Source organism: Paenibacillus sp. MMS20-IR301 (assembly GCF_032302195.1).
GTDB lineage: Bacteria > Bacillota > Bacilli > Paenibacillales > Paenibacillaceae > Paenibacillus_AQ.
Window position 1 is genome coordinate 6,585,001 of sequence record NZ_CP135275.1, and the last position, 17,896, is coordinate 6,602,896.

Below are 17,896 nucleotides of genomic sequence, written 5' to 3' on the forward strand. Positions count from 1 at the left end.
GGTCAGGAGTTCGAATCTCTTAGGGCGCGCCATTTTTCTTATTTGAAGTAACAAAGTTTATATTAACGGGATGTAGCTCAGCTTGGTAGAGCACCTGGTTTGGGACCAGGGGGTCGCATGTTCAAATCGTGTCATCCCGATTTTCACCTTTGCGGGTGTAGTTCAATGGTAGAACTTCAGCCTTCCAAGCTGATAGCGTGGGTTCGATTCCCATCACCCGCTCCATATTAATTTCATAGTTTCGGGATGTAGCTCAGCTTGGTAGAGCACCTGGTTTGGGACCAGGGGGTCGCATGTTCAAATCGTGTCATCCCGATCATACAGCTTCTAGCTGACAACGAACTCTTACTGCGGTAAGAGTTTTTTGTTATGTCAATAAAGGAGCACAAGCTCCTTTACTCATCCCCGATAAAAATCACTTCTGCCGGAATGCCAATCCTTGAGTAATAGCTCATTAAGGATTCCTCTTGATCAATGGAGGTTCCCGCAGATAGCAGCTTAACTGCAAACTGATTAGCCTGGCGTTCGAGCTTCCCGGGTGAGAAATAAGAATTCTCCTCCAGAAAAAAACGGTTAACTCCTTTATGAAGCCGGTCATGTGCCAGTTCATGTGCACATACGAAGCGTTGCCACTCCAGCGGCAGCTCGTTATGAATGACAATAAACCTTCTTCTTAATTTACGGTAATATAAACCCTTGGTCCCTTTGCCGAGGTCCATGAATCTGATGTGGATCCCTAGTGCCCGAGATAGCTCGAACGGGCTGTTGGTTTTATATTTTTTGACCAGTCGATTGATTAGCTCATCCATATTCTTCACCCGCAGCTTGTTAGTAGTTATATGATACTCCTGCTAATCCTTAGTATTGGAACCGTGCGTAGGCTTAGTCCGTTTATTCATCTGCTTAGCTTCCCAGAATAGCCCTGTCAGAACATCTTTAATCCGCTGCTTATCCTCTTTGTTCAGCGGGATCCCGTCAAACATCAGCTCACCATCATCTTCAAGCATTTGCCGGAAGTCCCGTTTATCCTTAGATGTAGCCCATTCGGGGATAGTCTCCTCTGGACTGCCCTCTGAGTCTGTCAGATAACCGGCATACCCCATAAGCTCTTCATAGGATACCTCCGTTGCTTCAGCAATTTTACGCAGTGTAGCAGGCTTAGGAACCCCACGCAATCCATTCTCTATCCGTGAAATTTGTGCTCCGCTGATTCCGGCAAGGGAAGCCAGCTGATTAATTGTCAGACCCTTCTGTTCCCGAAGCTGCTTCAGATAATTCCCAAACTCCTCTGCCATCGTTAACCACTCCTTATGACCTAATAAGCTGTTGCTAATAATATAAGCTTTTTTTGCCTATAGGTAAACAATAAAACGTATATTATTGCCAAAAGGTAAGAGAAAGTATGAATTCAGCCTGTTTATGCTCAAAAACAAGCTTAAATGAGATTTTACGGAATTGGCAGATAAGTGGTATATTATTGAAAAAGGGGAACAACATACGAACAAGTAAGATCATAACACATTTGGCCGGAAAGGTCCGCAATAATGATCTCAATGCTGTATCACAATCAAGATCACCATTAAAGGAGTAGATTATATGATGATTCTATCTTCACTGCCCGAGCTTGACCGCCGCCAAACTCAGGTCACTATAGAAAACATGCTGGAGAAGTACCGGATCTTTAAGACGGTTACTTTCGAGGCTAAAGAGGCAAGCATTACGTATTCCTACAATGAAAGATTTCATGGAGCAACGAATGCAGTTAGCGATCAGACAGCAGCCATCGCGGCTCATAATGTGGATGTACCTGCAGCACGAAGAGCATATTGTGCCGTGATAGATTCAGTTGTAGAGCGGCTCACACAGAGAGAACAGCAGCTGGTGCGGGAAAGGTATATGCGGCGGGAAGAGAGCTACGACTATACGATCTATAATCATGTGTTCGATCCTCCTGTGAGTAAGGATACCTATGTAAAGATAAGATCGAAGGCTTTTTATAAAATGGCACTCGCTCTGGCGGATCTGCAGCTATTGTCGTTAACTGCACTGGAGAAGCAGGCTCCGGGAGGTCGGAAAGAGAAAAAGTAGAACACCATTTGTGCATGTTCCCGTGCAGGATTTTGGAGAAGCAACGTGTAACTGAGATAAGGATTTCAGAAGGCCGTATCCCCTTTTAGGGTGATATGGCTTTTTTGCAACTATGTGGGGTTATTTTGCTGCTCCGCAGACTGTCTTTTCCCATCCCGTTAACCCCCTGAAGTTAGCCCGTTCACCTCCCGGATTACGCCTGCACTAGGGTTCAAAGGGTCTATGATTATAACATGGCAACTGAAGCAGAAAGACACCGCAGGAGCATGAATGCTCTACTACTATCCGCCCTGAAGCGGCTCTTACTAAGCGGTGAAAGCTCTTCTGCCGGCAAGCCATTGGCGGGACAGACATTAATTCTTTAGGGAGGGATAGTCACAACGATTGAGGAGAGGGTTGGGATGATGACCGTTGAGCGAATAAGGGAGAGCATTACAGCCGCATTGATAAAGTTTTATCCGGAGATTCCCGTCTATGCAGATGGGGACAAGCCGCAATCCGCTTACTTCCAGCCGGTGCTGATCTCGGCAACCTATGACAGGCAGCGGGAAGGAAGATACATGGCCGTTTACCGTTTCGGTATCCGCTACGAGCAGGGAAGTGTGCTTGAGGCAGAGGCATTGGCAGATGGATTATGCGAGGCGCTGGCGGTACAGGAAAGCGGTAACTCTGCTTTTCGCGTGGTACGCCAGTCGTGGGAGGCAGGCACGGATGGAAGCGGGGCGTTGTTCACGGTGGACTATATGCTCTATCTCCAGAAGCAGCTGCCTGATGAGGCCAGGCCTATGATTCATCTCAGAGAAGGGATGGGGCTGAAATGAATGCGAATGAAGTGAAGACAAGTGAGCTGGAGCAGTGCGGGCGGGAGCAGAATACTTTTGGAAAAAAGCAGCTCGCGGGCTCAGCCGTATTTTCACCTAAGGAAAAGGATGTACTGGCTGTAGTACTGCAAGAGAATGAATACTACACTGTCGAGGAAGTAAAGCAATTAATGGAGCTGTATCTAACTAAGGAGGTTATCTAATGGCTGGAGGAACATGGACAACACAAAACAAGGTGCGTCCGGGGGTATACGTAAATGTGGCCTCAAATGGTAGCGTTGCAGGTAAAATGGGGGAACGCGGTACGGCGGCACTGGCGCTTGCGCTGCCTTGGGGGCAGGCGGGAGTGATTCTTAAGCTTACTGCCCAAGCGGATTTCAAACAGGTACTGGGTTATGATCTGACCGATACACCACTGCTTCCGGTAAGGGAAGTGTTGAAACGGGCAGGCACGCTGCTGCTCTACCGTTTGAATGAGGGTGTCCAGGCAACTGTGACGAATAACGGGGTTCAGGTTACTGCGCGTTATGGTGGGGAGCGGGGCAACTTACTTAAAGTTGTTATTGAAAAGAATATCGACGACAGTGCCGCGTTCGATGTGCGGACATTGCTTGATAATGCCGAAGTAGACAAGCAGACCGTAGCTGCTGCTGCCGGACTGAATGCGAATGATTATGTAGAATTTAAGCCGAACGGACCCGGAGCGCTGACGCTAACGGCAGGAATGCCGCTGGCTGGAGGTGCGAACGGTACAGTCACCAATGCTGAGCATAGTGCCTTCTTGTCGGCACTTGAGGTACAGGACTTCCAGACAGTTGCCCTAATCTCGCAGGATAACTCGCTGAAGGCTCTATACAGTGCCTATGCAAAACGTCTGCGTAATACGGAAGGTAAAAAAGTGCAGGCTGTATTGTCCGATTATGCTACGGCCGGTCATGAAGGCATCATTAGCGTGGCGAACGGTGTGGTGCTGAGTGATGGAACCATTATTGATAAGACGGCCGCCGTGGCTTGGGTAGCTGGAGCAACTGCTGCCGCTGCAGTGAACGAGTCCCTGACTTATCAAGGGTACGACGATGCTGTGGATGCAGATGTCCGCTTCAGCCATTCTGAGACTGTAGCTGCACTCACTGGCGGTGAACTGCTGTTCACTTATAACGGGGGCCGCGCTGTGGTAGAGCAAGACATCAACACCTTTACTTCATTCTCACCGGATAAGGGCAAAGCCTTCTCCAAGAATCGCGTTCTGCGTGTGCTGGATGGAATTGCTGGTGATCTGAAGCGGATTTTCGAGAACTACTTCATCGGTAAGCTGCCGAATAATGAAGACGGGCGGGCGCTGTTCTGGTCGCAGTGCGTTACCTATATGAACGACTTGCAGAATCTTGGGGCGATTGAAAGCTTCAACGCACAGAGCGATATTGTGGTTACAGCCGGAGCAGACAGCGACAGCGTTGTGCTGGAGGTAGCCGTCAAGCCGGTGGATTCCGTAGAAAAAGTATATATGAAAGTGCAGGTGGTTTAAGATGACATTTTTGAAAGCCAGTGATACCCTCTCCGGCCAGGAAGGCCGTGCGTATGCCACAATTAACGGACAAACGGAAGAAATGTTCTATGTGAAGACTCTGGAAGCCACGGTAGAGAAGCAGAAGGCGGAAGTGAAGACACTGGGACGCCGCGGCGTGCAGCATAAGGCAACGGGCTGGTCAGGCAGCGGCACGATGACGATTTTCTATATGACGAGCCGTTTCCGCCAGATGATGCTGGAATATATGAAGACAGGAATTGACCAGTATTTCAGTATTATTGTAACCAATGAGGATCCGTCTTCATCGGTGGGTGCGCAGCGCATCATGCTGAAGGATGTCAATCTGGACAGCGTAATTATGGCTTCACTGGATACGGAGTCGGATGCGCTGGAGGAAGAGGTCAGCTTTACCTTTGAAGATGTGGAGCTGGTTCAGCCCTTCAGTGCTACGGCTAATTCCGGCCAATAATTTATAGATGATCCGGGGCCCCCGCAATGTATCCGGATCTATATCGGGTTGTTTTGCGGCGGGTCTGTTCTCAGCGTCTGTTTTTTTTAGCCTAATTAAATCTAATATTCCGGGAGGAACATCATGAGTGAATTGAGTTTGTTTTTTGCCCAAAATGCGGCCTGTGATGCAACGGAGGAATTTATTGTCTCTCTGCGGTTCAAAGACAAGGAAGGTAAGCCTGCCGTCTGGAAGCTGCGCAGTATGAATGAGGATGAGAACCAGGAATGCCGGAAAGCGGCCACCCGCAAGGTGAAGGGGAAAAACGGCACCTATACCACGGACATTGATCCCAATGAATATATGGCTAAGCTGATGACGTCAAGCGTCGTGCATCCGGATCTGAAGAACAGTGAGCTGCAGCGTTCTTACGGTGTAATGGGGGCGGAATCGCTGCTGCGCAAAATGCTGCTGCCGGGTGAATTCGCTGCCCTGGGTGAACGGGTTCAGGCGCTTAACGGCTTCGCTACAGATATGAACGAGCTGGTGGATGAAGTAAAAAACTGATTAACGAGGGCGATGGTGAAGCCAATCTGGCTTACTACGCCCTCCACGAGCTGCATATTCTGCCGCATGAGCTGATGAAGCTCTCCGTACGCGAGCGTGCCGCAGTCTATGCGATGATTGCCGTACGTGTGGACAAGGAGAAGCGGGAGCGTGCGCGGAGTAAGGGGAAGAGAAGATGAAGGGGGTGAATGAATGGCAATAGAACTATCCAAAGTCGTCATGGTACCGCTCAAATCGCTTACGGTCTGGAAGGCTGTCCATAAGCAGTGCCTGCGTGCGAATAACAACCTGGAGTCCGTTAACCGTTCTGTTAAAGGGTTTCAGGCTGCTGTAAAACGCTCCAGTGAGCAAATTATCCGCTCCGAGGATCGTATCATTCTGGCTCTGCAGGAGATCAATGATACTTTGCTTGAAGGATTCCGGCGGCTGCCGGTAAAAGTGGAAGTATCGCGATCCATTGTGATAGAGCAAAGCCAGCAGGCGGCTCAATCACAGATGCTGGCAGTCCATACGCTTAATGCTTCCCCATCGGTACAGAAGGCTAACAAAGAACCGGAAGAGGAAGAGCCTAGAGAAGTAGAATGGTGGGAAGGGCTTGAAAAAAAGGAGGATAAAGACGAAGAAGAAAAGAAAGCTGAAGAAAAGAAGCCGGAAGCGAAAAAGCCTAAAGTGAAGCAACCGGAGGTAAAAGCGCCAGAGCCGGAGGTGCTTCCAAAGCCTAGAATTAATTTAAGGAAGGACCCGCTTCCACCACCGCCGCCACCGCCGCCTCCGCCGCCTCCGCCGCCTCCGGACCCTCCACCACCGCCAACGCCTAAAAAGGATCCCAAAGTAATGAATTTTCTCAAAACCGCAGATATCGCTACTCCCTTCAATGCCATCAAATCCTTTGGGGAGAAGGCGGTGAAAGCGGCCGCGGAGCCTGGGGACATTGCTGACTGGAACAAAATGAATGACAACATTGACGGCGCCCTCGGACAAATTGGTGCCAAAGCGTTAGGGGCTCTGCGGCCGGTAATGGATACAATTAATACTGCGTTGACTTCAGGCCAATTGCAGCCGATTATTGACGCCATGGCTAATGGTTTTCTTTTCATAGCAAATGTAATTTCGGTGGTGGTCGACGGATTATTGTGGCTGGCCGGAGTGGTTCAGGATAACTGGGCCTTTATCAAGCCTATCCTTGAAGCGATAGCTGTTGTTTTTCTGGCGGCTATGATAGTCCAGGTATATATGCTCGCAGCTGCCTGGCTGGTGGCTAACTGGCCTATTCTAATCGTAATTGCAGTGATTGCGGCATTATTATTAATCTTACAGAAGCTTGGCGTCTCGGCGGGTGATGTAGTCGGTTTCATCGTGGGTGCGTTCTCGGTTCTGATTGCTGTAATACAGAATATAGGGATCTGGATTTACAATGTCTTCGCTATAGCCAGTGATTTCATGATTAATACCTTTAATACAGCTGTAAATAAAGTGCAAGGCTTCTTATATGGACTAGCTGCCGGAGCGCTGGATGTACTCTATAATATTGCTGTCGGAGCAGAAGGCTTCGCCGGAGGTTTCATGAAGGTAATGGCTAAAGCGATCCAGTGGGTATTGGATAAGTTCAACTGGCTGATTGAGGCAATGAGTCAACTTCCATTCTTCGACGAGCTGGGAATCAGCAAGCTTCAGCTTAAAATAGAAGAACCGGAAACTCCGCATGCTGCCAGTGATCTCATTCAGAAATACCGTCAGGGGCTTGAGACGATCAAGCCGGACAATAATATTCAGGAACGGCATACTGAGCTGAAAGACTATGCTAATGTTAAAGATGCATACAATAATGGAATGAAAAATGGGGACAACCTTTTTGAGAAATTCGGGAATAAAAGCAGAGAAGCCACAAAGACCTTTAAAAATATGACCAGTATTCCAAAGATCAATCCGGGAGGCGGTACTGGAATATTGGCCAGTCAAAACGGCACCCTCAGCAACATCAACAAAGTAAACGAGGTCGGTTCCATTAATGAAAAAGTGAATGTCTCCAGTGATGACCTGGATATGCTGCGCGAGCTGGCGGAGATTCAGTCCATTCAGAATTTCGTTGAGCTGACACCTACTGTGCAGGTAACAACGGGTAATATTAATAATTCTGGTGATATTGACTCTATTATTACGAAGATTGGGCAAAAGCTGAAAGAGGAGTTCGTCTCAACGGCGCAGGGGGTGTATACGTAACATGGAAGAGTATGGATTCTTTCTTAGCTTCAACAATTATGAAGAGGTAATCCGGCTTCCGGTTAACCCTGAGACGCTGGAGATCAAGGAGATCGGCGACGGAAAAAGCTACACGATTATCGACCTTGGTGAAATCAATGCGATTGCCTATCCGAAGCTGACGGAGATTACGATTGAGAGTATTTTTCCGGCTCAGTATTACCCGTTTGTGGTGTATCCGCAGGAACGCGCCGGCAAGCTGCTGAAGCCCTATGAATATGTCGAGCTGATCCGCAAATGGATGCTGAGCCGCAGGCCGGTCCGGTTTGTTTTCTCGGGGCTGAAGGCGGTAAATGTGCAGACTGCGCAAACTCCAGATTGGCTGAAACGGGCGGCTTCGGTGGCCGAGCAGACTTTTACAGGGGATATCGGTATTAATATGGCCGTCAGCATCGAGAGCTTCTCATGGAAGCTGAGTGCAGGTTCATCAGGGGATATTGAATATACTATCGGGCTGAAGAAGTATGTGTTCTATCAGGCGCTGTCAGTGAAGGTCGGCAAAACCGGTGAAGTGAAAACGCAGCAGAAGCGGGCCAGTGAGAAGGCAGCAGCCGCTGCGTATACGGTCAAAGCCGGTGATACCCTCTGGGCCATAGCGCAAAAACAATTGGGTGACGGCAGTAAAGCCAAGACTCTGCAGCAGCTTAACGGTATCCCGGACAGTGAACTGAAGAAGCTCAAACCCGGCAGAGTAATAAAATTGTCGTAGGAGGCTAGGGCAGATGGAATTGATAGTGATCAATAAAGCAGGTACGATCTGGGATATTTCCGGAATTGCTACTGACATCACTTGGAAAACCACACGTACCGGCAAGCCGTCGACACTTGAGCTGACACTGGCGGACAGCGGAATTTACCAGCACAAGAAGTTTGGGATCAGTAACGGCGACATTGTGCAGTTCAGAAAAGACGGGGTGGATGTATTCTACGGGTTCGTATTCAGTATAGATACAGGTACAGATCAGGAGATCAAGCTGACTGCCTACGACCAGATCCGTTACCTGCTGGGGAATGCCAGTTATGTGCTGCAGAATGTCACGGCAAGTGAGGTAATCCGTACAATCGCGGGTGACCGCGGACTGCGCCTGGGGACGCTTGAGCCGGCGAAATATAAGATTCCCTCGCTGATTGAAGATGATAAAAAGCTGCTCGATATCATCATGGGGGCTGTGGGCAGTGAGCTGCAGTATATGGGCCGGCTGATGGCTTTTTATGATGATTTCGGAAAGCTGACGCTGCGTACGCCCCAGTCGATGCTGCTGAATGTGATTCTGGGCGCGGGCCATTCCTTGTATGACTATTCGCTCAAAAGAAGTATCGACAACGATACCTACAACACGATTCTGCTCTACAAGGATAATGAGGAAACCGGCAAACGCGATTTCTATCCGGTCACGGATAAGGAGAATGTTGCGCGCTGGGGAATTCTTCACCTGTACCAGAAGGCGGATGATAAAGCGAATGCTGCGCAGATTCAGGAGAAAGCAGACAATCTGCTCAGGCTGCATAACCGCGAGAAGCTAAGTCTCTCCGTGCAGGCCATCGGAGACATGCGGGTGCGTGCCGGTAATTTTATTTATGTGCTGCTTGATGAAATGGAGACCCAGCTGTTTCTCGTTGACCAATGCAACCATAAAATTTCAGGCGGGGAGCATACGATGTCCCTGGACATTAAGGTGGTGTGATAACATGCTCGATATTATAAAACAAGCAAGCCTCGGAGTCGTATCGAGTACGAATCCGGTGGCTTTTTCTTATGGGACGGTGGTATCGGCTGAGCCGCTGCAGATTCAATTGGAACAGCGGTTCATTCTGAGCGGACCAGCCCTGGTTGTTCCTGAATCCGTAACGGAGAGTAAGGCGGTGCTGGCCGGCGATGAGGTTCTGCTGCGCCGCGGCCTTGCAGCCGGCGACCGTGTGCTGCTTGCACGGATGCAGGGCGGACAGAGCTATATTGTTCTGGATCGGCTGATGGAACCATGATTCCGGCAATTGGCAGGTCTGGTCCAATCTCAGCGTCCCTTAATTCAGGTAATGTACTCATCTCCGGCAACAGCCCCAGCCTGACGTACCGTATAGACTGGGAGCGGGGGCGGATCGCCGGGCTGGCGGACGGGCTGGAGGCAGTGAAGCAGGCCGCAGTCAAAGTGCTGCAGACAAACCGTTTCGAGCATCTTATCTATAGTCCGGACTACGGGATGGAATGGAACCTCGTGCTGGGCCAGGACAGACTGCTGGTCAGGCCGGAGCTGCGGCGGCTTATAAGTGAAGCGCTGCTGCAGGATGAACGGATTCAGGAGCTGACGGATGTGGACATTCAATTCAGCGGTGATACGGTAAGCTTCAGCTGCACAGCAGTTACGGTGTATGGCAGCTTTGAACTTAGAAAGGAGGAGATTACCGGTGTATGAAGATCAAACCTATGAAGCGCTGCTTGAACGTATGCTGGGCCGGGTCCCGGAAGGGATGGATAAGCGCGAAGGCAGCATTATCTATGATGCGCTAGCTCCGGCAGCGGCTGAACTGGCCCAGATGTATCTGGAGCTTGAGGTCAGCAACAATCTGTTTTTTCCTGATACGGCAACGGGCGAGTATCTGGAACGGAGCATTGTCTGGACGGGGATTGCCCGCCACCCGGCAAGCAAGGCTCAGCTGAGCGGGAGATTCTATGGCAGTGGTGAGGCGCTGCTGGATATTCCGCTTGGAAGCCGGTTCTCGCTCGGCCTGCTTCATTATAGTGCAGTAGAGAAGCTCTCACCCGGAATGTACCGCCTCGAAAGTGAGGCAGCAGGCAGGGAGGGGAATCAGTATTCAGGCCAGCTCCTGCCGATTGACTATATCCCGGGGCTTGCCCGGGGAGAGATTACGGCGCTGCTTGTTCCCGGTACAGATGCGGAAGAGGATGAGGTATTGCGCCAGCGTTACTTCGCTTCCGCCAGACGGCCTTCAACGAGCGGCAATAAATATCACTACATGGAGTGGGCACAGCAGGTTGAGGGGGTAGGAGGAGCGCGGGTCTTTCCGCTGTGGGCCGGGCCCAAAACGGTCAAGGTAGTTATTGTGGACACGGAGCATAAGCCCGCGTCTGCGCTGCTGGTGTCCCAAGTGCAGCAATTCATTGATCCGGCTCCGGGTCTTGGCGAAGGGCAGGCTCCGGTGGGAGCTGTAGTGACTGTAGAATCGGCCGCAGGCAAAACCATCAGCGTCGCCGCCAGGGTTACGCTGGCAGCGGGATATGCGCTGCAGCCGGTCATTAACGCATTCTCGGCAATCCTGGAGAAATATCGTAAGGAGAAAGCTTTTACCGCCACCTATATCAGCCATTCGGTAGTTGGGGCACTGCTGCTGGATACCGAGGGCGTAGTGGATTACAGCGGACTTAAGCTGAACGGCGGGACAGGCAATGTGACACTGAATGAAACGGAAGTGCCGCTCTTCGGCAGTATCGTACTGGAGGTGTAAGCATGGGATACCCCGAGCAGATTAATGTATTTCAGGATAAACTCAACAAAAAAGCCAACGGCGGAAGCTATGTTGTAGAGGAGAAGCTGCAGCTGGCAGGCGGTGTGTTCAGTGGGCTTCTCGCCCATGACAACATTAACAACCAGACTCTAGCCGTATACACAGGCTCCCGCTATACCGGGACTGAGCTGCGGAATTACTCGCTATCTTTGCCGGATGAAGCGCCATGGCGGCGGATGATCAAAATCTATGCGGATGTGCCTGAAGTGTATGTAACTTACGAGACACCGGGCGATACGGTCGAAGCGGATGATGTGAATCAGCTGCAGTCGGGACTGACCGCCACACAAGTGGAGCTCGAACGCTATAAAAAGGCCGGGCTGATTGACGGCGGATCTTTCAAGAGAGAGGTGTAAAATGGCACAGAGTATTCAACTCAAACGAGGTACCCGGGCTGAGCTGTCCACATACGGTGCACTGAAGGCCGGAGAAATGGGCTTCTGCACGGACACTAAGGAAATCTATGTCGGAGACGGGTCCTCCAATTCAATGGTCGGCCGGGCATTATCCGGTCCGGAGGCTTCGCGTCCGGCAGCAGCAGCTGTAGGCCGTCTGTATTATGTAAGCAGCGGAACGAACAGCGGATATTTGTATTTCGATGACGGAGCGGCGTGGCGCCGGGTGAATGCACAGAAATTAACGGATCTGACCGGAACCGTGGATGATGTGGCGGATGGTACCACCTACGCCAAGGTACTTAAGGCAGACATCACGGCAGGGCATCCTAACAAGGTATCGGACGGCACGAATACGAAGACGGCTGCTGAGATTAAGACTCATATTGACGATGCTGCAAGGCACCGGTTAATCAACGACACGGGAACAGCAATCACGGATCTCTGGTCGGCGCAGAAAATTAAAAACGAAATCGAGCTAGCTAAGCATAATATCGAGCCGCAGGCTTCAGTCAAGGATCAGAACCTGGCAGCTCCTCCGGCCAGTCCGGTTGAAGGGGACCGGTATATTATCCCGGCCGGCGCTACCGGAGTCTGGGCAGGGAAGACCAGCCAGATTGCGGAGTACCAGTCCGCAGCTTGGGCGTATTATGTGCCGGCTGTCGGCTGGACTGCTTACATTGACGATGAGCAGAAAATCTACAGCTGGAACGGCACCGTCTGGGTACGGACCGGCGGAGCGCTGCAGACTATAACTGCCGGCAGCGGGCTTACCGGCGGCGGCCAGGCTGACAGCGTAACACTGAATATCGGAGCAGGCAACGGGATTGCAGTGAGTGCAGATGCGGTTACGGTAACTGCAGGTAAAGGTATTACCGTGGATGCGGCAGGTGTTGCTGCGAATGTGGATGGAAGCACCCTTGTGTACGATGCGGGGAACGGCAACAGGCTAATGGTAGGCATTATTGACGGCGGAACATTCTAGGAGGCGGTGACCATGGCACTGAAGACATTGATTCAAATCCGCCGCGGCCTGGAAAATGCCCTGGGCACACTTGCCGCAGGTGAATTGGGTTACTGCACCGATACAGGCAAGCTCTATATCGGTAACGGCAGCAGTAACCTGCTGCTGGTTGCCGCCCAAAGCACCGGCGACATGCTGAAGAGCATCTATGATACCAATAACAACGGCAAGGTCGACTATGCGCAGACTGCAGATGCCGTTGCCTGGTCAGGCGTGGACGGTAAGCCTTCCGTGTATCCCCCGGCAGCACATACGCATGATTACCTGCCCAAGGGACCGCTGACCTGGAATCAGCTGAAGGGGGTGTAGCTGTGGCTTACGGAGACATTATATATGGCTTGCTTGAGTATTCGGCAGACGGCCAGCCGCAAGATGAGCCGCAGCTTGAAGTCCCTTATCTTATGAAGTATCTGCCGGAGTATTACCTGGGCGTACCCGAGATGGAGCAGCTCCAAGCGAGTGCCGGTGCGGAATGCGGCGGGCTTGCTTATGCAATGGCAGACAGCGACGGGCAGAAGATTCTGGAGTCTGCCACCTGGGGGCTGTCCCGCTGGGAGCAGATGCTGGCGCTGGGCACCGATACAGGCAAATCTTATGCCACCCGCCGCGAGATGATCAAGGCGAAGCTGCGGGGAAGCGGAACGACGACGCCGGAGATGATCCGGCGGACAGCGTCAGCTTTTTCCGGCGGGGATGTGGAGGTAGCGGAAGTCCCGGATGCGTATAGCTTCGAGGTGCGTTTCGTGGGTACACTGGGCATTCCGGCCAATATGGCTGGTCTGATTCAAATTATGGAGGAGATTAAACCGGCGCATCTAGATTATAGCTTCGTCTACAGCTATACCTGGTGGGATTCACTGAAGCAGCTTACCTGGAACGGCGCACGGGGCGGAACCTGGAACGAATTAAGAGTATACGAATAGGAGTGTGAGATATGAAGACAACAGGGAATTTGGGGCTGAAGAAGCCGGATGGTACAGATATTGTAGATATTGCCGATTTGAACGGCAACATGGATATTCTGGATACAGCCGTTAAGGCGGTACAGGATCATACTGCGGATGCAGTCAAGCATATCACTGCTGCTGAGCGTACGGCGTGGAATGCCAAAGCCTCTACTGCCGCTGCCACTACAGCAGCAGCAGGGCTGATGGCGGCAGCAGATAAAGCGAAGCTGGACGGGGTGGCGGCTGGGGCGAATGCAGTGGCTAATTCTGCTGCCAATGGTGTTATTACCATTAATGGAGTGAACGCCACAGTATACACACACCCTAATCATACCGGTGATGTGACCAGCACAGGGGATGGTGTAACTGCTATTGCACCGGGGGTAATCGTCGATGCAGATGTGAACAGCGCTGCGGCCATTGCCTGGAGCAAGCTCAGCAAGACCGGGGCATCACTGGCTGATCTGCCGACCCGTTCCGCAGCGGACTTGACGAGCGGCACTCTCTCCGCTGCGCGTCTCCCGGCGGCAACGGGTGATGTAACCTCTCCGGCAGGTAGTAATGCCTTTACATTGTCAGCAGGAGTGCAGGGTCAGATTAATTCGAAAGCTAATTTGATGACTACGCCGCAGCAGACTACAGCAGACATTACCTACTATGTCCGTACAGACGGCTCTGATAGCAATACAGGGCTTGCAAATACGGCGGGCGGGGCTTTTAAGACGATTCAAAAGGCGGTTAACATGCTCCCGGCAAGGTGTATTCATCAGGTGATTATAAACGTGGCGGCTGGAACCTATGCTGAAAATGTAGCCATAAATGATTTTGTGGGCCTTGTGTCCTTGCAAGCGGGCAACACTGCTGTCGGTCAAACTAATGTACAATCCATCACATTTACAAGATGTATCGGCAGGTTTGAAGCTAACGGATTCACAGGGACATCTAACGCCGTCACTGCCTTTGCAGCTCTTTATTCTCAACAGGTCATACTTACAACTTGCTGGGCTACAGCAGGCGCATCACAGAATGCTGTTGAATTTACCTTTAGTTCAGGGCGTGTACAAGGCGGCTCTTACTCGAATAGATCAAACGGAATAGTTGCGGCGTGGTCCAGTAACATATATGTCAACGATGTAGGCGGTACAGGTAATGCTGGTTACGGCGTCCTAGCCATAAGATCGTCTTATATCGGTTGTGAAACAGTCACGCATCCTACGGGTGTTGTCGACCAATATGCTTCTAGTGGAAGTACAATCATAACTAACAGTGGCGGTGTTGTTAACCCGTGGGGAGATAATACAACGTCAAGTCGTAGTGCAGCTAGAGCATGGATTAATAATAGTCATGGTTTGACAGGTGGCACCTTTACAAAGCTCCAGTTTAACGGAGTTATCTTCGACCAACAGAATGATTTCTCAACTACTTTATACAGATTCACTGCGAAAAAAGCGGGGATCTATCTGATTGCCGGTTCTGTAAATACCGTCAACAGCACTCCCGCAGGCACTTCCGTTACTCTGAGTGCTTGGATCAATGGCGGTCGCGGTGCAGATTTGGGTTCATATTCAACATCGGGTTTTATCGGAAACACATATACGCAAGGAGCAAGAGCCGTAAAACTGAATGCCGGAGATTTTGTAGAGCTTTATGCATACGCAACCGTTGCTACAACAATCATTCCCGGAGATGGAGCGGTAAGTGGCTTTGAAGTTGTTCAAATAGCATAAAAGGAGGGGGATGACCATGAATATAGCATTAGCAATTATGCACCTATACCCACAAGTTAACCCAATGCGTGATTTCATCGTCCAAGACAACGGCCCAGAGCCTATCCTGCGCCCAGGGGCCGAGGAAAAAGCCCGCGTCCGCTACGAGATCAAACCGCCAGAAGCCGGCGAAGAATCTACTGAAGGCGTCCATTACCGCTACGGCATCGACTACAACCTGCTGACTGAGGGCGAGGATTACGATCTTGTTGAGCGAGGTCCATATATCGCGGTGTGGAACCTGCCGGAACCGCAGCCAAGTGAAGCCGAACTGCAGGAAGCCTGGGAAGCTTACCAAGAAGCGGAGGCCAATAAACCGCCTGAGCTCACTGAGATCGAGCAATTGCAACAAGAAAACATGCTGCTGAAGGCGCAGAATAACGCGCTCTCCAAACGTGCAGATTTCATCGAAGACATCATCGCGGAGATGGCAATGCAGGTCTATCAATAATATTAGGCATTCCTTTATAGGTAGTTGATCCTGCAACCAGAAGGGAGGGAGAACACAATGGCGGCATTTTTTGCAGAGCGAGTGATTCTCGGCAAAACCAAGTATACCGAAGTACCGAATACACTTAAATTGGCAGTTAAAGAGATTTTAGCCGTTAAGGGCAATGAAGCTCTCGCGGCAGAAGAATAGGTAACTTGCAAACGCCCGCGAAGGCGTTTTTATTTTGCCTCCGGCCATCCGGGGGCATTTCTTGTTGGACCAATACGGAAGGGAGTGAAGTAATGAACAGCAATGACATCGCGAATCTGGAGAAGCTGCTGCCGCTGGCAGATAAGTATGGACTGGCTTATATTATTGCGCTGATTCTGCTGCTGATTTTTCTGGTGCTGCTGCGGTCAATTGTCAAAGGAAATCTTGTGCCGCGCGAGCTGCTGGAGCGTGCCGAGGAGGACCGGGACCGGCTGCAGAATATCCTCGACAAGGAGCGGTCTGATTTCATGGCACCGACACTCGAGGTGCTGCAAAGGCTGAAAATCGACCATACCGCAAACGGAGCAACAGCTGGCAGTACACAAGAAGAAGACAGGAGGGGATAACGTGCTGAGTAAGTGGATCAAACGGTTATCTCCTCTCCACCGGGACCGGGAGCGGAAGCTGATGCAAGCGGGCGTTGGAGTCACGCTCTCAATCCGGCGGTACAGGGAATTCTCCAAGGAGATTCAGGATGAGATCAGAAACAACGGGTTTGCCGAGTTTCTAATTTATGACCGGGGGGCTAAAGATGAACATCACTGATATGATACTGCTGCTGGCCTATTCGATATCCTTCATCTGTGCGCTGCTGCTGATAGCTGCGCTTTTTTTGTATTTCCGCAAAAGATTCAAAGCGCGCGTAGTCAGTTTGTTTATGCTGGCGGCATTTTTTTTCCTGGGAGCCTATACGGTTAAAATGGCGGTTGCCTTCTGGATCAGCTTCAGCAGCTCTTCCGGAACGGACGCAGTGTTAAGCTCCTTGCAAACGCAGGCCTGGGTTGTTGCCCAAATTGGCACCACAGCAGGACTTATTATTCTTACTGTACTGATGTATACGAAAAGGCAAGATCTGTTCGTGGTGTTATCCCAGTACCGTAAAGGGAGGTCTGCTCATGCCGACACTGACTCTGCCTCAAGTTCTGAATAAATCTGCTGCCCGGTTATCCGGGCTTCATCCTGCAGTGCTGGCTGCCGCCAATTCACTGATCGAACGCTCCTTTGCCTGTGGTGTACCCATTCTGATTACCCAGGGGCTTCGGACATGTGCCGAGCAAGAGGTGCTCTACGCCCAGGGGCGCACCAAGCCGGGAGCGATTGTTACCAATGCCCGCGGAGGTTATAGCTATCACAATTACGGGCTCGCTGTGGATTTTGCGCTGCTGCTCCCGGATGGTTCGAATGTATCGTGGGATATGAATAGAGACGGAGATAATGACCGTATCGCAGATTGGCTGGAAGTCGTGCAGCAGGCTAAAGAGCTTGGCTTCGAATGGGGCGGGGACTGGACGACGTTCAAAGATTATCCGCATTTCCAGCTGAGCTTTGGATTGCCGCTGGCTGCGCTCCGCGCAGGGGAGAAGCCGGCTGCGGCTGCAGTAGCTGCGGTATATGAACGGGTTAACCGTAGAGGGGGAAGCAGCGTGAAAGCTGACATCATCACAATGGTAAAGATGAATGGAGTGAAGATTGCCGAAGGCATCCTGGAGAACGGCGTAACGTATGCTCCAGTGCGTGTAATTGCCGAAGCGCTTGGTGCACAGGTTGGTTATGATCCGGTAACGAAAGCGGTAGAAATTACCACAACCCGTTAGAATCGAACGAAATAGAAGATTTAAAGAATGAGATGAAAAGAAACATAACCTATATGTAACGGCCGGCTCTGCGGAGTCGGCTTTTTTGCATAGAATGCGTTATATAAATTTACATATTCACTACATGAACTGCGAATAAAACAGACATTATAATAGGAAGAGATACATAATTTTTTGTGACTGTATAAAAAGCCGGATTGGTGTATAATCGTAATTACTGCACTGCTTTACCGCGC

The 17,896-nt window shown here is 50.8% G+C and carries 25 protein-coding genes and 4 tRNA genes (1 of these 29 cut by a window edge); 27 read left to right on the top strand and 2 right to left on the bottom strand.

Features of this window, described 5'->3' with window-relative positions; all coding sequences use genetic code 11:
- The 4 genes from LOS79_RS28340 to LOS79_RS28355 form a co-directional block, all read left to right on the top strand.
- Positions 1–32 (top strand) — tRNA-Arg (locus LOS79_RS28340); it begins 45 nt to the left of the window's first position.
- A gap of 34 nt (positions 33–66) precedes the next feature.
- Positions 67–140: transfer RNA gene (locus LOS79_RS28345), tRNA-Pro, on the top strand.
- A gap of 11 nt (positions 141–151) precedes the next feature.
- Positions 152–225 (top strand) — tRNA-Gly (locus LOS79_RS28350).
- Between the two features lie 17 nt (positions 226–242).
- Positions 243–316 (top strand) — tRNA-Pro (locus tag LOS79_RS28355).
- A 79-nt stretch (positions 317–395) separates the two neighbouring features.
- Here LOS79_RS28355 and LOS79_RS28360 read toward each other — a convergent pair.
- Positions 396–809, bottom strand: coding sequence for an ImmA/IrrE family metallo-endopeptidase (locus LOS79_RS28360; protein WP_315414090.1), 414 nt, complete (start codon positions 807–809; stop codon positions 396–398).
- Positions 810–851: 42 nt separating this feature from the next.
- A complete protein-coding gene (locus LOS79_RS28365; RefSeq protein ID WP_315414092.1) occupies positions 852–1,295 on the bottom strand; it encodes a helix-turn-helix domain-containing protein in 444 nt (147 codons plus the stop codon).
- A 304-nt stretch (positions 1,296–1,599) separates the two neighbouring features.
- On the opposite strand from LOS79_RS28365, the gene LOS79_RS28370 reads away from it, so the two are divergent.
- From LOS79_RS28370 to LOS79_RS28480, 23 genes are all read left to right on the top strand, one after another.
- Positions 1,600–2,088, top strand: a complete 489-nt coding sequence (locus LOS79_RS28370; RefSeq protein ID WP_397386818.1) for an ArpU family phage packaging/lysis transcriptional regulator — start codon at positions 1,600–1,602, stop codon at positions 2,086–2,088.
- 401 nt (positions 2,089–2,489) lie between these two features.
- Entirely contained in the window at positions 2,490–2,909 is a 420-nt protein-coding gene (locus LOS79_RS28375; protein ID WP_315414093.1) for a phage tail terminator family protein, read from the top strand.
- Positions 2,906–3,112 carry a hypothetical protein gene (locus tag LOS79_RS28380; protein WP_315414094.1) on the top strand — a complete coding sequence of 69 codons (207 nt, stop codon included), beginning with the start codon at positions 2,906–2,908 and terminating at the stop codon, positions 3,110–3,112. Before LOS79_RS28375 ends, LOS79_RS28380 begins: the two co-directional genes overlap by 4 nt.
- Entirely contained in the window at positions 3,112–4,434 is a 1,323-nt protein-coding gene (locus LOS79_RS28385; protein ID WP_315414095.1) for a phage tail sheath family protein, read from the top strand. Before LOS79_RS28380 ends, LOS79_RS28385 begins: the two co-directional genes overlap by 1 nt.
- A 1-nt stretch (position 4,435) precedes the next feature.
- The gene (locus LOS79_RS28390; RefSeq protein WP_315414096.1) at positions 4,436–4,906 is read left to right on the top strand and encodes a phage tail tube protein; all 471 of its coding nucleotides are present in this window, start codon (positions 4,436–4,438) and stop codon (positions 4,904–4,906) included.
- 123 nt (positions 4,907–5,029) lie between these two features.
- On the top strand, positions 5,030–5,452 hold the full coding sequence (locus LOS79_RS28395; RefSeq protein ID WP_315414097.1) for a phage tail assembly chaperone: 423 nt from the start codon (positions 5,030–5,032) through the stop codon (positions 5,450–5,452).
- A 192-nt stretch (positions 5,453–5,644) separates the two neighbouring features.
- Positions 5,645–7,672 carry a phage tail tape measure protein gene (locus LOS79_RS28400; RefSeq protein WP_315414098.1) on the top strand — a complete coding sequence of 676 codons (2,028 nt, stop codon included), beginning with the start codon at positions 5,645–5,647 and terminating at the stop codon, positions 7,670–7,672.
- A gap of 1 nt (position 7,673) precedes the next feature.
- Entirely contained in the window at positions 7,674–8,420 is a 747-nt protein-coding gene (locus LOS79_RS28405; RefSeq protein ID WP_315414100.1) for a LysM peptidoglycan-binding domain-containing protein, read from the top strand.
- A gap of 13 nt (positions 8,421–8,433) precedes the next feature.
- Complete coding sequence (locus LOS79_RS28410) at positions 8,434–9,396, top strand: XkdQ/YqbQ family protein (RefSeq protein ID WP_315414101.1); 963 nt, start codon at positions 8,434–8,436, stop codon at positions 9,394–9,396.
- Between the two features lie 4 nt (positions 9,397–9,400).
- On the top strand, positions 9,401–9,694 hold the full coding sequence (locus LOS79_RS28415) for a DUF2577 domain-containing protein (protein ID WP_315414103.1): 294 nt from the start codon (positions 9,401–9,403) through the stop codon (positions 9,692–9,694).
- Positions 9,691–10,122, top strand: coding sequence for a DUF2634 domain-containing protein (locus tag LOS79_RS28420; protein WP_315414104.1), 432 nt, complete (start codon positions 9,691–9,693; stop codon positions 10,120–10,122). Before LOS79_RS28415 ends, LOS79_RS28420 begins: the two co-directional genes overlap by 4 nt.
- Positions 10,115–11,173, top strand: coding sequence for a baseplate J/gp47 family protein (locus tag LOS79_RS28425; RefSeq protein ID WP_315414105.1), 1,059 nt, complete (start codon positions 10,115–10,117; stop codon positions 11,171–11,173). Before LOS79_RS28420 ends, LOS79_RS28425 begins: the two co-directional genes overlap by 8 nt.
- A 2-nt stretch (positions 11,174–11,175) precedes the next feature.
- Positions 11,176–11,589 carry a phosphoglucomutase gene (locus LOS79_RS28430; protein WP_315414107.1) on the top strand — a complete coding sequence of 138 codons (414 nt, stop codon included), beginning with the start codon at positions 11,176–11,178 and terminating at the stop codon, positions 11,587–11,589.
- A 1-nt stretch (position 11,590) separates the two neighbouring features.
- Positions 11,591–12,613, top strand: a complete 1,023-nt coding sequence (locus LOS79_RS28435) for a DUF2793 domain-containing protein (RefSeq protein ID WP_315414108.1) — start codon at positions 11,591–11,593, stop codon at positions 12,611–12,613.
- Between the two features lie 12 nt (positions 12,614–12,625).
- Positions 12,626–12,961: a hyaluronate lyase N-terminal domain-containing protein gene (locus LOS79_RS28440; protein ID WP_315414110.1), complete on the top strand. Its 336-nt coding sequence runs from the start codon at positions 12,626–12,628 to the stop codon at positions 12,959–12,961.
- Positions 12,962–12,963: 2 nt separating this feature from the next.
- Positions 12,964–13,575 (top strand): putative phage tail protein, encoded by a 612-nt coding sequence (locus LOS79_RS28445; protein WP_315414111.1) that lies wholly within the window; start codon positions 12,964–12,966, stop codon positions 13,573–13,575.
- An 11-nt stretch (positions 13,576–13,586) separates the two neighbouring features.
- Positions 13,587–15,326: a hypothetical protein gene (locus LOS79_RS28450; protein WP_315414113.1), complete on the top strand. Its 1,740-nt coding sequence runs from the start codon at positions 13,587–13,589 to the stop codon at positions 15,324–15,326.
- A gap of 16 nt (positions 15,327–15,342) precedes the next feature.
- Positions 15,343–15,816 carry an XkdW family protein gene (locus tag LOS79_RS28455; protein ID WP_315414115.1) on the top strand — a complete coding sequence of 158 codons (474 nt, stop codon included), beginning with the start codon at positions 15,343–15,345 and terminating at the stop codon, positions 15,814–15,816.
- 57 nt (positions 15,817–15,873) lie between these two features.
- A complete protein-coding gene (locus LOS79_RS28460) occupies positions 15,874–16,005 on the top strand; it encodes a CD1375 family protein (protein ID WP_315414116.1) in 132 nt (43 codons plus the stop codon).
- Between the two features lie 92 nt (positions 16,006–16,097).
- On the top strand, positions 16,098–16,412 hold the full coding sequence (locus LOS79_RS28465) for a hypothetical protein (RefSeq protein WP_315414118.1): 315 nt from the start codon (positions 16,098–16,100) through the stop codon (positions 16,410–16,412).
- Position 16,413: 1 nt separating this feature from the next.
- On the top strand, positions 16,414–16,611 hold the full coding sequence (locus tag LOS79_RS28470) for a hypothetical protein (protein ID WP_315414120.1): 198 nt from the start codon (positions 16,414–16,416) through the stop codon (positions 16,609–16,611).
- On the top strand, positions 16,598–16,996 hold the full coding sequence (locus LOS79_RS28475; RefSeq protein ID WP_315414121.1) for a hypothetical protein: 399 nt from the start codon (positions 16,598–16,600) through the stop codon (positions 16,994–16,996). The genes LOS79_RS28470 and LOS79_RS28475 overlap by 14 nt, the downstream gene beginning before the upstream one ends.
- Complete coding sequence (locus LOS79_RS28480; RefSeq protein WP_315414122.1) at positions 16,962–17,660, top strand: M15 family metallopeptidase; 699 nt, start codon at positions 16,962–16,964, stop codon at positions 17,658–17,660. The genes LOS79_RS28475 and LOS79_RS28480 overlap by 35 nt, the downstream gene beginning before the upstream one ends.
- Positions 17,661–17,896: the final 236 nt, after the last annotated feature.